This is a genomic window from Desulfitobacterium sp. (genome assembly GCF_035539115.1).
In the GTDB taxonomy this organism is placed as follows: domain Bacteria; phylum Bacillota; class Desulfitobacteriia; order Desulfitobacteriales; family Desulfitobacteriaceae; genus Desulfitobacterium_A.
Genome location: NZ_DATLJA010000032.1, coordinates 1 through 13931 on the forward strand (window position 1 = coordinate 1; position 13931 = coordinate 13931).

At 42.2% G+C, this 13931-nt stretch carries 14 protein-coding genes and 1 other RNA gene; 12 read left to right on the forward strand and 3 right to left on the reverse strand.

Features of this window, described 5'->3' with window-relative positions; translation table 11 throughout:
* Positions 1–262: 262 nt before the first annotated feature.
* The 6 genes from VM640_RS06045 (at position 263) to lgt (ending at position 7034) form a co-directional block, all read left to right on the forward strand.
* Positions 263–1168, forward strand: a complete 906-nt coding sequence (locus VM640_RS06045) for a selenium metabolism-associated LysR family transcriptional regulator (RefSeq protein ID WP_325390526.1) — start codon at positions 263–265, stop codon at positions 1166–1168.
* A 16-nt stretch (positions 1169–1184) separates the two neighbouring features.
* Positions 1185–2171, forward strand: a complete 987-nt coding sequence (locus VM640_RS06050; RefSeq protein WP_325390527.1) for a DnaA ATPase domain-containing protein — start codon at positions 1185–1187, stop codon at positions 2169–2171.
* Between the two features lie 7 nt (positions 2172–2178).
* On the forward strand, positions 2179–3147 hold the full coding sequence (gene pfkA / locus VM640_RS06055) for a 6-phosphofructokinase (RefSeq protein WP_414647917.1): 969 nt from the start codon (positions 2179–2181) through the stop codon (positions 3145–3147).
* 123 nt (positions 3148–3270) lie between these two features.
* Positions 3271–5382 carry a cell division protein FtsA gene (locus VM640_RS06060; RefSeq protein ID WP_325390529.1) on the forward strand — a complete coding sequence of 704 codons (2112 nt, stop codon included), beginning with the start codon at positions 3271–3273 and terminating at the stop codon, positions 5380–5382.
* Positions 5383–5827: 445 nt separating this feature from the next.
* A complete protein-coding gene (locus VM640_RS06065) occupies positions 5828–6028 on the forward strand; it encodes a hypothetical protein (protein WP_325390530.1) in 201 nt (66 codons plus the stop codon).
* A 178-nt stretch (positions 6029–6206) separates the two neighbouring features.
* The gene (lgt, locus tag VM640_RS06070) at positions 6207–7034 is read left to right on the forward strand and encodes a prolipoprotein diacylglyceryl transferase (protein WP_325390531.1); all 828 of its coding nucleotides are present in this window, start codon (positions 6207–6209) and stop codon (positions 7032–7034) included.
* Positions 7035–7131: 97 nt separating this feature from the next.
* Here lgt and VM640_RS06075 read toward each other — a convergent pair whose 3' ends face one another.
* Both VM640_RS06075 and VM640_RS06080 read right to left on the reverse strand, forming a co-directional pair.
* Positions 7132–7587: a formylmethanofuran dehydrogenase subunit E family protein gene (locus VM640_RS06075; RefSeq protein ID WP_325390532.1), complete on the reverse strand. Its 456-nt coding sequence runs from the start codon at positions 7585–7587 to the stop codon at positions 7132–7134.
* A gap of 122 nt (positions 7588–7709) precedes the next feature.
* Positions 7710–8078 (reverse strand): TIGR04086 family membrane protein, encoded by a 369-nt coding sequence (locus VM640_RS06080; protein ID WP_325390533.1) that lies wholly within the window; start codon positions 8076–8078, stop codon positions 7710–7712.
* Between the two features lie 133 nt (positions 8079–8211).
* On the opposite strand from VM640_RS06080, the gene panB reads away from it, so the two are divergent.
* The 6 genes from panB (at position 8212) to VM640_RS06110 (ending at position 12681) form a co-directional block, all read left to right on the forward strand.
* Positions 8212–9045, forward strand: coding sequence for a 3-methyl-2-oxobutanoate hydroxymethyltransferase (panB, locus tag VM640_RS06085; RefSeq protein ID WP_325390534.1), 834 nt, complete (start codon positions 8212–8214; stop codon positions 9043–9045).
* Positions 9046–9178: 133 nt separating this feature from the next.
* Positions 9179–9625, forward strand: coding sequence for a helix-turn-helix domain-containing protein (locus VM640_RS06090; RefSeq protein WP_325390535.1), 447 nt, complete (start codon positions 9179–9181; stop codon positions 9623–9625).
* A gap of 53 nt (positions 9626–9678) precedes the next feature.
* A non-coding RNA gene (gene ssrS / locus VM640_RS06095) (6S RNA) lies at positions 9679–9857 on the forward strand.
* A gap of 110 nt (positions 9858–9967) precedes the next feature.
* Positions 9968–10588: a histidine phosphatase family protein gene (locus VM640_RS06100; RefSeq protein ID WP_325390536.1), complete on the forward strand. Its 621-nt coding sequence runs from the start codon at positions 9968–9970 to the stop codon at positions 10586–10588.
* 523 nt (positions 10589–11111) lie between these two features.
* Positions 11112–12182: a Fic family protein gene (locus tag VM640_RS06105; protein WP_325390537.1), complete on the forward strand. Its 1071-nt coding sequence runs from the start codon at positions 11112–11114 to the stop codon at positions 12180–12182.
* Positions 12183–12207: 25 nt separating this feature from the next.
* Positions 12208–12681: a DUF6930 domain-containing protein gene (locus tag VM640_RS06110; protein ID WP_325390538.1), complete on the forward strand. Its 474-nt coding sequence runs from the start codon at positions 12208–12210 to the stop codon at positions 12679–12681.
* Between the two features lie 199 nt (positions 12682–12880).
* Here VM640_RS06110 and VM640_RS06115 read toward each other — a convergent pair whose 3' ends face one another.
* The gene (locus VM640_RS06115) at positions 12881–13900 is read right to left on the reverse strand and encodes a phospholipase D-like domain-containing protein (RefSeq protein ID WP_325390539.1); all 1020 of its coding nucleotides are present in this window, start codon (positions 13898–13900) and stop codon (positions 12881–12883) included.
* Positions 13901–13931 lie beyond the last annotated feature (31 nt).

Sequence of the window (13931 nt, forward strand, 5' to 3'; positions counted from 1 at the left end):
AACCCGGCTTTCGCCGAGCTTTGCGATATAGAAGACTTGGTCAGCGCCAAAGCGGTGGCCTTAGTCGCCTTATCCTGCCGAACTTAACCGCATTCATCGTAGGAAAGCGAAACCGCTGGTTGCACTTAGAGTTTATCTGCCGAAAATTTATACTTTCTGTTAGTATAAAAAAGAAGGGATTTAAGCCCCTTCTTTTTAATATATCCTGAGAACTCAGAAGAACACACGTCAAAGTGAAAAATGGTCCACTTGGAGGAATTATATGTTGGATCTTATGCGCATTTTTGTCCAGGTTGTTGAGGAAGGAAGTTATACTTTAGTCGCTCATCATTTGGGAGTCAGTCAGCCGGCAATTTCCAATCATATGCGTTCTTTGGAAGATAAACTTGGAGTTAAGCTTTTTCAAAGGCATGGTAAAGGTTTCATTTTGACCCAGGAGGGCGAGGTATTCTACCTCCACGCCCAGCGTATCTTGGAGGAGTGGAACCGGCTCAAAGAACATCTCGAAGAAAATTGTGCTGAGGTAAGTGGCAAAGTTCATATCGGAGCCTCACATATTCCGGGAGAGTATCTATTGCCCTATACCTTAGGGCCCTTCCAAAAAGACTATCCGAAAATCAGTTTTAAGTTGAGCATTGGGGATAGCCTGGAAATGGCCGACAAAGTACTTTCCCAAGAAGTCGATTTTGCCGTGATCGGGTCTAATTTCAAAACAGATAAGTTAAATTCTGTTTTCTGGATGCCTGATCAGATAAAACTCGTCTTTACCAAGGATCATCCTTTAAATCAGCTTGAAGTTATTCAGGCAGCGGATCTTAATAATTACGCTATGGTTATTCGTGAGAACGGTTCGGGTCACCGCCGGGCGGTCGAGGATGCTTTAATAAACTTAAACTTGCACCTCGAGGATTTCAGGATTAGTTTGGAAGCCGGTAGTACAGAAGCCGTTAAGAATGCGATACGGGGAGGTTTGGGGTACTCCTTTATCTCGATCAGTGCTCTGCAACCCGATGATGATGCTTTGGTGGCACGGGATGTCGCTGGTCTGGAAATTGAAAGAGGTTTTTATCTCATAACTCGCCGGAATAAGCTGTTAACCAAGCCCACGCAGCTTTGCTATGATTTTCTAACAGGGTCTACAATTGAAAAACAAATCTTAAGAGAGTAAAGGGAGGAGTTCGTTATTGGAGCCTTTTATCTCCCACTTTAACCGTTTAGCTGTTGATACATTGAGACACTATATTCCAGAACAGGCGCAACCGATAACCTTAATTTATGGACCGACAGGTGTTGGCAAAACGGAGTTGTTAAGAACGCTGTATCGCCAACATAAAAATCCTCAGGTTTTGTTGATTGATGCACTCACGTTTAGTCAAAATTATGCTTTTGCAGCTCAGGAAGGCTCCCTCAACGATTTCCGGCTGCACATGAGAACGCTTAAACTCATAATTCTGGATCGTTTAGAAATACTTAAAGGGAAAAAGCATACACTCGAGGAACTTCTCCATACTCTAGATGCTTTGGTCAGTCAAGGCGGAAAGGTTGTTACTAGTTTCCAAGGTGAGCCACAGGAGTTAGCTTTTATGGGCACGAAATTATCTTCTCGTTTTTTAGGGGGAATGACGATCCCTGTATTTGCTCCCTCTCCACTTGAACTGGAGGATTATGCTAACCGTTATGCGCGCTCTCGTTTTTTGCTCCTGCCGGAAGCGATCCTGCAGAGTATTGCTGAACAGACTTCAAGTCTAGTAGAGGTTCAGAAACTGATTAAAGACTTTGGGTTATTTTCCGGAAATTGTGGGGAGAATCAAGATGTTGAATTAACAGAAGAATACTGGCAGGATTTTCTTGAGACACAAAGAAAAAGAAGAGAAGCGGAATTAACGTCGGCTAACATTCTTCGTAAGGTCACTGAGCTAACCGGTGTTTTACCTGAGGATATCAGAGGTAATTCGCGTGCAGCGGCACCACTCGCGTCAAGAAGGTTAGCAGTTTACGCTATTCGTAAACTCTGTGTCTGGTCTTATCCTCAGCTCGGGGAATACTTCCAGCGAGCGCATAGTGTCATGATCAAGTCTTACCATCAATTTGAAGAAATGATGAAGGAAGACCCGGACTGGCGAAAAAAGTTCGAAATATTGCAAGATTATTTTGATCAGGATAAGGGGTGATTTCTTGATGCGAGAAGTCCGAAGCCTCGCTGTATTAACGAGCGGGGGAGATGCTCCGGGAATGAATGCAGCGATTCGGGCAGTGGTCCGAAAGGGAATTTATCATGGGCTAAAAGTATTTGGAATCGAACGAGGGTATGAAGGATTAATTCATGGTATGTTTCGCGAGATGAATCTTGGTTCAGTTGCTGATATTGTGCACCGCGGGGGGACAATGCTCATGACGGCACGCTCCCAGGAAATGCGGACCCCAGAAGGTCAGCGAAAGGCTGCTGAACAATTGGGGGTAGATGGGATTGATGCTCTGGTTGTGATCGGGGGAGATGGCTCCTTTCGAGGGGCTCAAACCCTTTCTCTACAAGGCGTACCCATTATTGGGATACCAGCAACCATCGATAATGATATTCCCGGAACGGACTTAACCATCGGCTTTGATACTGCTGTCAATACGGTGATTGAGTCCGTGAGTAAAATCCGGGATACCGCGACTTCTCACGAGCGAACTTTTCTTGTTGAAGTGATGGGGAGAGAGTCCGGAAGCATCGCCCTCCAAGCTGGGCTTGCCTGTGGAGCAGAATCCATTATTGTTCCTGAGATCGAAGTTGACTTGGATGAGGTCAGTAGCAAACTTGTGCGTGGGCATCAGCGCGGAAAAAACCACAGTATTATCATTGTTGCTGAAGGAGCGGGAAGTGCTTATAAGATCGGGGAAGAACTTCAGTTGCGGACCGGTTTTGATACAAGGGTCACTATTCTTGGACATATTCAACGCGGAGGTAATCCGAGCGCTCTCGATGTTGTTACTGCCTCTGAAATGGGGGCCAAAGCAGTTGACCTCTTACGTGCAGGAAAAAGCGATCAAATGACAGCCCGCGTGAATCAAGAGGTGATTGGACTGCCCTTAGAAGTCGCGTATGGACCCCGAAAACCCTTCAATCTGGCTTTGTATAACTTGGCTAATCAGTTGGCGATATAAAAAGTAAGTGAGAGAAGCGAATATACGTAAAAGCGCGCCTGATGTAAAGATGGCGCGTTCATTATTTCAAGGAAGGAATTTTGCTTAATTAAGTCGAATTCATGCTTCTAAGAGGTGAGACTCATGAAGCGAATTTTCGCCCTAGATATTGGTACAAGAATGGTTATGGGCTTGGTTATGGTCAAAGGAGCAGAAGGAGGATATGAGATCCTGGCGAGTGCCCAAACTGAGCATAAGCAGCGAGCAATGTATGATGGACAGGTCCATGATATTGAAGAAGTGGCCCAAGCCGTTTTAAGGGTTAAAGCAGAATTAGAACAAAAAATCAATGAGCCCTTGGAGTCCGTAGCGGTTGCTGCAGCAGGAAGGGCTCTAAAAACAGTGGTCACATCCTATGAACGGAGCGAGCTATTCCCAGTGGTCTGGGCGCGGGAGGATGTTGTTAGTCTCGAAATGGAGGCGGTTCAAAAGGCGCTCCAGAAAATCGGTGGAGTTGGCGTAAGTGGGGCCTATCATTGTGTTGGCTATTCGACCATTGAGAATCTTTTAGAAGGGCAAAAGATTGCGAATTTGGTTGGACAGCGTGGCAAGATCGCCGAAATCAAGGTAATTACGACTTTTCTACCGAGGACGGTGGTTGATGGTTTGTTAGCTGTCATTCAGCGGGCAGGTCTTAAAATGAAAAGCTTGACTTTAGAACCGATTGCCGCCGGTCAGGCAGCTATTCCTCAGGACATGCGCCGCATGAATTTAGTTTTAGTGGATATCGGTGCTGGCACGGCCGATATCGCACTGACTAAGCAGGGGGCTTTTTTTGCTTATGGAATGGTCCCCATGGCTGGGGATGAAGTTACAGAATGCCTTTGTCAAGCTTATCTCCTTGATTTTCAGATGGGCGAAATACTGAAACGAAGCATCGAGAATAGCACGCATTTGAATTTCACCAATTTTTTAGGCGAAAAGACTGAGCTCTCCCAAAGCGAGATTTTGCAATGTATTGCCCCAGTTGTTGATGAATTAGCGAATAAGATTGTTTCGGAAATTTTGAGATTGAATGAAGGTATTCCCCAGGCTGTAATCTTGATTGGGGGAGGAAGTCTAACTCCTCGGCTGCGTGAAATGATAGCCGAGGAGATCAAGTTGCCCTTAAACCGAGTGGGAATCCAGATCCGAGAAAGAATCGAGCAAGTCTTTGGGGAGAAGGAAATCAAAGGGCCGGACGTGATTACCCCAATCGGAATTGGAATCTCGGCTTTAGAGGATCTTGGACTTCGCTACTATGACGTGGGTGTTAACAAGACTCCAGTATCGATCCTCGAGCTGCAGCAGACAACCGTTGCTGATGCTTTACTATCAGCGGGAATGTCCCCTAGAACACTCTTAGGAAGGCCAGGAGCGGCCTTAACATTTGAAGTGAATGGCGACATCAAATTGGTGAAGGGAGATTTCGGAGAGCCAGCTCAGTATTTTGTCAATGAACAACGGGTTAGTCTCGACTATGTTTTAGCGCCTAATGACCAGATTAGGTTTATCCCAGGAGTCCATGGAGAAGCGGCACATATTCGGTTACAAGATGTCTTCCCTAGTTATGAAGAAAAGAACATCATTTTTAATCAAAAACCAATGTTATTCGCACCTCAATTTTACGTTGACGGACAAAAGCTTCCCCCTGATTCCGAGATTATTGATGGCTGGAAAATTGAATATCATCCCAATCAGACCTTGAGCGATCTTTTAGAAGAATTAAGAATACCCGTAGAAAATACCGAAATTCTCCATTTTAAAGTAAGTGGACAAGAACAAGAGTATAGAACAACGCGAGAAATTTTTATTAACGGTCAGCGAGTTGAGGAAGATTGCCTGCTTCGATCTCAGGATCAAATTGAAATTCAAGAGGCCGAACTTAGAATCGCGGATTTAGATTTGCAAGTGAGTCCCATGGTCTTTAGAATTAATGGCGAAGAAATTAATTATCCACCCCAGACATTGAGGATCTATTCACGTGGACAGAGTCTGGAACTTGAAGATCTCGTGAGAGAGGGAATGGAGATTCGGCTTGACGGGTATGAGCGAATGCCCATACTCTCGGATATTCTGCCCTATATTGAATTGTCGCAACCCAAAGGAGCGGGGGAAACCTTAAAAATTCGTGTTAATGGGTTTCCCGGTGAATTTACAACCTTGCTTCACAATGGCGACCGGATTGAGATTGGCTGGAATAATCCGGAAAATTGAATTTTAATCATGTCGAGAGTATCATCTTTGGGATTTTCAGTGTATAATTACAGCTAAGATGATTAATAAAGAAAACTCGGCTTTCGCCGAGCTTTAGCGATAAAGAAGACTTGGCCAAGCGCCAAAGAGCTGGCCTTAGTTGCCTTATCCTGCCGGACTTAACTACGTGCATCGTAGGAAAGCGAAAGCCGCTGGTTGCACTTAGAGTTTATCTGCCCAAAACTTATACTTTCTGTTAGTATTAAAAAAACCCCATCAGAGATGGGGTAGGGGCTTTCGCCCTGGGTGGAAAAGGGTAGAGGAGTGTTTAAAGTTAGTATAGACGTTAATATCGCTCCTGTCCGGACTTTTCCGCCAACAGTTTATTTTCTTCGGTGAGTGGTGGATTTTGAAGTCTTGACAATCTGAGAATTGTCCATAAAATATTAGTGGAGGTGTCATTATTATGGTGTTGCAGTGGATTGTCGGCCTATTTGTTATTACTGCGCTTGTTTTTACGGGATTTGCTGATCACTGGTGCTCAAAGGCAAAGTCTTTAGACTACTTTGAGAAAAAGAAAATTTCATCTGGAAAAGGATTTAGAGAGGCCAATATTCCCGATTCATCAGAATATGATTCTTTCTATTCTGGTTTAAACGCACGCTAAGTTGGGCGAAAATAACTAAAAGGCTTGATGATATATCAAGCCTTTTAGTTATACTAACAGAAAGTATAAGTTTTGGGCAGATAGCATAAGTGCAACTAAGGCTTCCGCCTACGCCAGGGGCTTGGCGCAAGCCAAGTTTTCTTTATAGGTACATATGGGGAATTTAAGGGGGGTTACTATGCATCAATATTGGTTTTTTATTGGTGATTTTCCAATTCGCGCTTACGGAACTATTTTTGCCTTAGCCTTCATTTTAGGAGTAGGAGTCACTGTTTATTTTGCAAAAGTTGAGGGCAAGAAAGAATGGATCGAACCCTTTTTGGATTTAGCACCACTTCTCTTGATCGGAGGATTGATCGGGGCCCGAATTTGGCAAGTCTTTTTCTTTGAGTGGGGTTACTATCGCGAAAATCCTCAGGAAATTATTGCAGTTTGGCATGGGGGGTTATCGATTCAAGGTGGAGTAGTAGGGGCGCTGCTGGTTGCTGGATGGTACACCTGGAAAAAGAAGCTTCTCTTTTGGAAATTGGCAGACTTGGCGGCACCAGGGCTTATCCTAGCCCAAAGCATTGGTCGGGACGCAAACTTGATGAACGGAGACGCCTTTGGCGGCCCGACCGGAGGAGATTTTGGAATTCTCTATCCGGTAGGTACAATTGCCAGGGATACCTTCGGAGCTCAACCGCTCTGGCCGGCTGAGGTATGGGAAGGTCAGTTTGATATCATTCTCTTTGCTCTTTTGCTCATCTTAAAGACAAGAAAATGGCCTTCCGGTTTTATCTTCCTTGTTTATGTCGCAGGGTATAATTCGGTCCGTTTCTTTTTAGAAAATCTTAGGGGTGACAGTCCTCGCTATCTCTTCAATTGGACTGCAGCTCATTGGAGTAGTGCTATTACTGTTGCCCTCGCGTTAGGTCTTATCGTGTGGCGTTTTATGCGCAGTAAAGATCAATCTCCAAACCAAAATCAAGAGGCTCATGAAGCTGAAGAGAAAGTTAATCGTTAAAGCGAAAATTCATCACTGAAATTAAAATATAAAGGGTTCAGTTCAAACTTGAACTGAACCCTTATATTTTTGATGAGTTCATTGAGAAATGAGTTCTTCAGTTTTTAGTGAGCATTCCCGAGGTCCGTTCGAGTGAACAAAAGTCATCTTCCCCAAGAGTAAGAATGTGTTGAATCATCTCTAGGTTCTTGTTTTGCTTTTCTCTGGCCGATAATGTCTCTGAATGAACAGAAGCTAGACTTTCAATGAGAGTTGGGTTCACAGTTATTTTTAGAATTTCTTGGGTACCTGTAAAATGAAACTGGTAAATGGGTTGATGTGTGTCCTCAATGATGAGTGCCCTTCGCCCGATTGTCGCTTTATTAATAATTTGGAAGGCGTCTAAGGCACAAGAACGGGTCTCAGCCTTGACTAAAAGTTCGGAATCGGCAGTTGGACGGATCCCCATTTCTTTCTGGGCAAGAACGGCAACGCGGTACCCTATGGCGATTCCAGGACAGGTATGTCCATGAAAATCAGTAACTTGTTCCCAAGGAGTTTTCTCTACACACATAATTTTTCCTCCTCTAACATTCCTCTTACTCTTATTCTATCTCTTTAAGTAAAAAAATGAAAGAGTTCTCGGAAAATTGAGTGACAATTCGAAATAAATCTTACTTGATCTTAATCGTATGCTTAGCGTTTAAGGATTGCGCCCATGATTCCACCAACTGCACTACATACGAGGGAGATCACCGTTTTTTCACCGAATCCTAACCAAGAAGGAGAACTGGATACGAAGATCGCGGAAACAACAAGTAGGAAGAGCATGAAGCCTACCCCTACAGCAAGGCCGTAGTAAAGTCCTTTTGCTCCTGCTTGATAGGAAGTCAAAGCTGAACCGCAGAAGATACTAATTCCCAAAATAATATTAAGCGATAACTCGGATTCTGGTGTCCGCGTAAAGGCGAGTATAAAGCTGAATAAAAGGGAAAGAACTAACGCGCATAGGGCTGAGATGAGAATTCCCTTAACGACAAGGCTAAGTTTAAAGGACTTCGGCATAAAAGCATTCCTCCTTTGGCTAGTAGAATCTATGCTTAAGTTGGGGAGAGTATTCTTTATCTTCCTGTTCTAATTTATGGTATAATAATCCATAGAAAAATAATTCATGGTTAGTAATAAGGGAGATGTAAGTATGAGAAAAACAGTACCTGACTTTTTTCAAATGAAGGCAGAGCATGAGAAAATCTCAATGCTAACTGCTTATGATTACCCATCAGCGCATTGGGCGGAAGAAGCAAACCTAGATATGATCTTAGTCGGTGATTCCTTAGGAATGGTCATTCTCGGATATGATTCAACAGTACCAGTAACAATGGAAGATATGATTCACCATGCGAAGGCCGTACGCCGAGGAGCACCACAGACCTTTGTCATTGTTGATATGCCTTATATGAGTTATCCTACAGTTGATTTAGCTTTGAAAAACGCGGGTCGCTTAATTCAAGAGGGCGGCGCTGATGGGGTCAAATTAGAAGGTGGAGAGAGCTTTGCCCCCATAATTAAGGCGTTAACCCAGGTAGGCATTCCCGTAATGGGACATATTGGTCTAACTCCGCAAACAGCAACCCAACTTGGTGGTTTCAAAGTTCAAGGACGTGATGTTGAGACTGCAAAGCAACTGATGCGTGATGCCCATTCCTTGGAAAAGGCTGGCGTCATGGGAATCACTTTAGAAGCAATACCAGCAGAAGTCGCCAAAAGAATTACCCGAGAAATTACGGTTCCCACAATTGGGATCGGTGCGGGTAAAGAATGTGACGGACAAGTTCTTGTGATCCATGACATGTTGGGGATGTTTGATCGCTTTAAGCCTAAATTTGTTAGGTCCTATGCAGACATCAAAACGACCGCTGTTCAGGCTATCTCTCAATATATTACAGAGGTTAAAGAGCAACGCTTTCCGGCAAGTGAACATGAGTTCTCAATCTCGCAGGAAGTTGTGGAGAAGCTTTACGGTAAAGAGTAAACTATCGAGCGTGTAATAACGTGTAATAACTACTATTGAAGTTGGCTACTTTCGTGGATTATATCTCTAAAAACGATTATAATATTAAAAGTGAATTTTCCCTGTTCGATAAATTTCCAGAGGAGATGGGCTTTTGAAATTAAGAGAGAAGACTCATGAAAAATTTATTCGTTTCTTTCAAAACATGTCTAAGGCGCATGAAGGGCAAGCGTTTGAATTGGCCTATTCTGAAATCCAGCGTGAAACGGGGACAGCCAGTTCAACTCTAAAACGTGCTCTCCAATCGCTTGAAGCTGACGGATGGCTCGAAATTCAACCGGGACGGAATACTCGCTATGGACGCTTTCAAGTTGTGACTGCCCAAGAGCCACAAGAGCCAAATGAGACTCCCTCTGATACGGAACATCAAATAGCGTCAGAGGAGGGCCCCCCAGAACAATCTCCTAATCCACAAGAAGAGATCCGTGATTTATATTACCAAGTGGAAAGCTTAAGACGAAGAATTCGTACCCAAGAAATGACGATTGCTATACTCCAGGAACGGTTGGCAGAAGTTGAAGATAAACTATTTAAAAGGTAAATTTACCAATCAAATCAACGAGAGATTTTTGATTAACCGTGTTATAATAAAACCGTATCCTGCGTTGTGCGTGAGATTTTCATGGTTTTGATCCTATTTATGTTTAGGGAACTGGAGTGATCTTCCTGGTACGTCAGGCCCTTTTGTAAGGGAAGGCGGAAAGCTTGATCTAGGTACCCACCTGCGAGAGCAGGGTCAGAAACCTGGAGTTTTACGGCAAGGCGGGGCTGGTAGGGAGTTGATCCCTACCATTTTTATACATAACCAAAGTCTTTGCTCGTTTTGACCTTTAACTAACCACTATACCCTTAGAATAATAGAGGATGAGAGTGAGAACAGAGCATGACAAGAGTAATTTTAACTCGGCATGGAGAAACCCGATGGAATCTTGAAGGTCTTGTCCAGGGGGCGATGGACTCGCCCTTAACTGAAAAGGGAATTCGGCAAGCCCAAGTTTTAGCGAATCGCTTACAAGATGAAGGAATATCCGTTATCTACTCCAGTGATTTACCCAGGGCTATAGCTACGGCCGATGAAATTCGCAAACGATTAAACTTACCGGAAGTATTTATATCAGCGGCAATGCGGGAGTTGTCCTTTGGAGATTGGGAAGGGCGGGCCTGGAAAGACCTGAGAGGAGCTTATCCTGACCTTTTTAAACTTTGGGAAGAGAGTCCTCATCAGGTTCAAATTCCTGGAGGAGAGAGCATACTGCAGGTTACAGAGCGGGCCTGGAGCTTCTTTTCTAGCTTACCAAGCAAATATCCTGAGCAAACGATTTGTATCGTTACTCATGGCATGACGCTACAACTCTTGGTCAAAAAAGCGTTAGGAATTGCGATCGATGATTGGACAAATGTACCCTGGCAGTATAATACAGCGATTAATATTCTGGATCTTACAACGGAAGGGGAAGTCATTCCTATCTTAATCGCTGATCACCAGCACTTGGATCTTGAGTAAAGTTAGGAAAACAAAAATGGAAAATAGGAAAGCCGGTAAGGATAGATATGGCTATCACAGTAGGAAACAGAATTCAATCAATAATTGATCACAAGGCAAAAGGCGAAATTGAATTTGGACTATCAGATGTTTGTATTGCAATTGATAAACAACAAAACTGAATCTCTTCACCAAGGTGCAGCCAGCTTCCAGCGGCATTATTATTGACCGCTCAAGGCATATAGAATCCTGTTTGAAGATTGAGAGGCTGAAAAGCTTATGAATAGCGAATTTTGAGTCGTTAACTCAGAAATTGATATTGTGTACCCCTTGAATGAAGAGATAAAAAAGATAATTTCTCAAAGTGAGCTTTATCTATGCAATTTAAGGCAGATTGAGTAATTTTCAAAGATTAATTTCTTTAGCTGAATGGAAAGTTATAAAAATACAAGAACATAGGTAAAAAATCATAATAATTTACACATGTCTCCTTGACGTGTGCAAATTATTTATATATACTGCACATATAGAGGAGGCGAATACAATGAACGAATATAAATTGCCTATATTGCCGCCAAGTGTTGAATTGGAAACAAGATCTGTGCTCAAAGCCTTAGCTAGAGCAAATCGTGCACTTGCGGAGTTGAAAGGATATGCAGATACAATTCCAAATAAACATATATTAATTAATGCTGTCATTATTAATGAAGCTAAGGATAGTTCGGCTATAGAAAATATAATAACTACTCATGACGAATTGTATAAAGCGATGAGTGGTACCAGTTTTAATAATCTTACGGCAAAAGAAGTTATAAGCTATAGAAGTGCATTATGGCATGGATATGAAAAAGTCAAAGAGAATGGAATGCTCACTACTAATATGATTATTGATATTCAGAGCTACATTGAAAACAATCGGGCGGCTATTAGAAAACTACCCGGTACAGTTCTGATGAATGAGACAACGGGTGAAACTGTCTATACTCCTCCAAGTGGAGAAGATGAAATAAGGATTTTAATGAGCAATCTTGAAAAGTATATAAATGAAGATTTTGATGGTATTGACCCATTAATAAAGCTTGCAGTTATTCACTATCAGTTTGAGAGTATTCATCCGTTTTATGATGGTAACGGTAGGACAGGTAGAATAATCAACGTGCTGTATTTGGTACTAAAAGAATTGCTTGAGAGTCCAATACTTTATTTAAGCAGCTATATAATACGGAATAAATCCGCGTATTACAGGTTATTGCAGGAAGTTCGAAGCAAAAATAACTGGGAAGATTGGATTGTTTATATACTTACGGGTATAGAAGAGACCTCGAAGGAAACCTTAAAGCTGGTTAAGAAGATTAATACTGAAGTAGATGTAATGACTGCGGAAATAAAAGAAAAATTACCAAAGATATATTCAAGAGAGCTGATTGATCTGCTGTTCTACGAGTTTTACACGAAAATCCAGTATATTGAAGAAGGTTTAGGAATATCAAGGAGAACAGCAGTTACCTATCTTAGCACTCTTGAAAAGGAAGGGTTTCTTTTATCTGAGAAAATAGGCAAGGAGCGTATATATCAGAATAAAAGACTGTATGACCTGGTTAAAAGTGTGAATTGATATAAACATGGAAGAGTGATATTGCATGGATATGAGATGGAAGGAAGAGCGAGATGGCATTTGTAAAGCCATTGTAAGATATAGTGAAGAGAAGGATGGTAAGCTGGAATGGTATAGTAAAGAGGTACAATTAACATTTCCGACAGTTTCATATAGCCCTGTGATAATCTCTGATGATTTGCTTGTTCAAAAAATAAAAAAAGCGGGGAGTATGGGAAATGTTTCTCTCCAGGTCGATACCTGCTATATGCCTTCTGCTGTACAGGAAAATAGGGGTGAACGCCCGTACTTTCCCAGAGTTTTCATCCTTGCAGAGCAAAAATCAGGTCAGATCTTGGACTTTGAAATGTACCAAAGTATTAGTGATGATGCCAATGTTACTCTTAACAAGTTAATTGGTTTGTGTATGAAAGATGGTATACCCAAAGAAATTCAGGTACGAAGTGAAGCAATGACTGCCATACTGGACGACTTTTGTAAAAAGACCGTAAGCGCATAATATACGGGTGCATGGTCAACCTACGCTAACTATGAGAAAATACCTCCATAAGGCCAAGGATTGGAGGTATTAAAGTGTCCAAGCGAGAACATAAAATTCGGATATCCGAGAACAATAAAAGGACCGAGGCCGCAGCCTCGGTTTTTCTTATCGCTTTTTATATTTTTATTCTTACTTAATTCGTTTATTACAGTCGAGTCTAGCTTTGACTGCTATTCTGCCAATCCGCATCAAAGTTCTGAATCAGTTTTGCAGTTGCTGAAGGCGAAGGTACGGTAATGGACAGTTCGTGGTAAACCACAAAAGTATAATACGTCCATCCTGAACTCGAGAAAACAAAGCGATTACCATCGAAAATGCCGAAATTAATACCCAGAGGTTGGCTGTTTTTTTCGTTATAGAAACGGACTTGAATTCCAGCTGCCTTCAGTTTTTCTAACAGTACGGGAGTTGATTTTGCTTTTGCATCATCGAGAATGACCCGAACATCAACTCTCTTAGCGGTAGCATCAATAAGCGCTTGTAGCGTATCCGGATCCGTTAGTTCTGTTAGTTCAACCCAAATACTTTTGTTACTTGAGGATATCTGCTCAGAAATCTGTTGCTTGATATTAGCATTTGCTGCAGGAATGATATTATCCTCGGCAAGCGTAGTCGTTTTGGGAACATCGAGAGTCAAAGTTGTCGTAAATTCCCAGTCTCGATTATAGACATTGGCTAATTTCCATGCTGATTTACCGTTGAGAACTACGGCCATGTTAGCAGCATTCCAACTCTCTTTGGCCCAATAGGACGAGTAAACGATAGCTTGACTCGAATCAACAACCAAGAGCTTAACCCGGTTATTTTGGCCTTTACGCGCAGGGTAGAACTGAGCAGAAACTTGATTATTTTTAAGGTCAGTTAAGGTTGTTTTATTGGCAGTATGAAATTGGTCCATTAAAACACGAACGTCAAGGCCGTTTCTTGATTTTGCGATTAGTAACTGAGACAGTCTTTCATCTGTAAATAAGCCTTGTTCAACATAAATCGATTTTTTAGCTATATTAATTAAATCCACGGTTTGGTTATAAATCTCATCATTCGTTAAGAGAATGGAATTCACTGGCAGATTAGAAGCAGGTATCTCCTTTTTTTTAAGCAATTGTTTGTAGTCTAAAGAGCACCCGGTAAGTAACAGAGAAAGGCAAATGAGAATTGCAAAAAACTTTTTAAACATAACAATTTTCCTTTTCTTTTATAGGGTTTCA

Coding starts and splice junctions, on each gene's coding strand:
- VM640_RS06075 (WP_325390532.1), bottom strand. CDS start 7,587: ATGTGTGTAGAGAAAACTCCTTGGGAACAAGTTACTGATTTTCATGGA.
- lgt (WP_325390531.1), top strand. CDS start 6,207: ATGCATCAATATTGGTTTTTTATTGGTGATTTTCCAATTCGCGCTTAC.
- panB (WP_325390534.1), top strand. CDS start 8,212: ATGAGAAAAACAGTACCTGACTTTTTTCAAATGAAGGCAGAGCATGAG.
- VM640_RS06115 (WP_325390539.1), bottom strand. CDS start 13,900: ATGTTTAAAAAGTTTTTTGCAATTCTCATTTGCCTTTCTCTGTTACTT.
- VM640_RS06065 (WP_325390530.1), top strand. CDS start 5,828: ATGGTGTTGCAGTGGATTGTCGGCCTATTTGTTATTACTGCGCTTGTT.
- VM640_RS06110 (WP_325390538.1), top strand. CDS start 12,208: ATGGATATGAGATGGAAGGAAGAGCGAGATGGCATTTGTAAAGCCATT.
- VM640_RS06080 (WP_325390533.1), bottom strand. CDS start 8,078: ATGCCGAAGTCCTTTAAACTTAGCCTTGTCGTTAAGGGAATTCTCATC.
- VM640_RS06060 (WP_325390529.1), top strand. CDS start 3,271: ATGAAGCGAATTTTCGCCCTAGATATTGGTACAAGAATGGTTATGGGC.
- VM640_RS06045 (WP_325390526.1), top strand. CDS start 263: ATGTTGGATCTTATGCGCATTTTTGTCCAGGTTGTTGAGGAAGGAAGT.
- pfkA (WP_414647917.1), top strand. CDS start 2,179: ATGCGAGAAGTCCGAAGCCTCGCTGTATTAACGAGCGGGGGAGATGCT.
- VM640_RS06100 (WP_325390536.1), top strand. CDS start 9,968: ATGACAAGAGTAATTTTAACTCGGCATGGAGAAACCCGATGGAATCTT.
- VM640_RS06105 (WP_325390537.1), top strand. CDS start 11,112: ATGAACGAATATAAATTGCCTATATTGCCGCCAAGTGTTGAATTGGAA.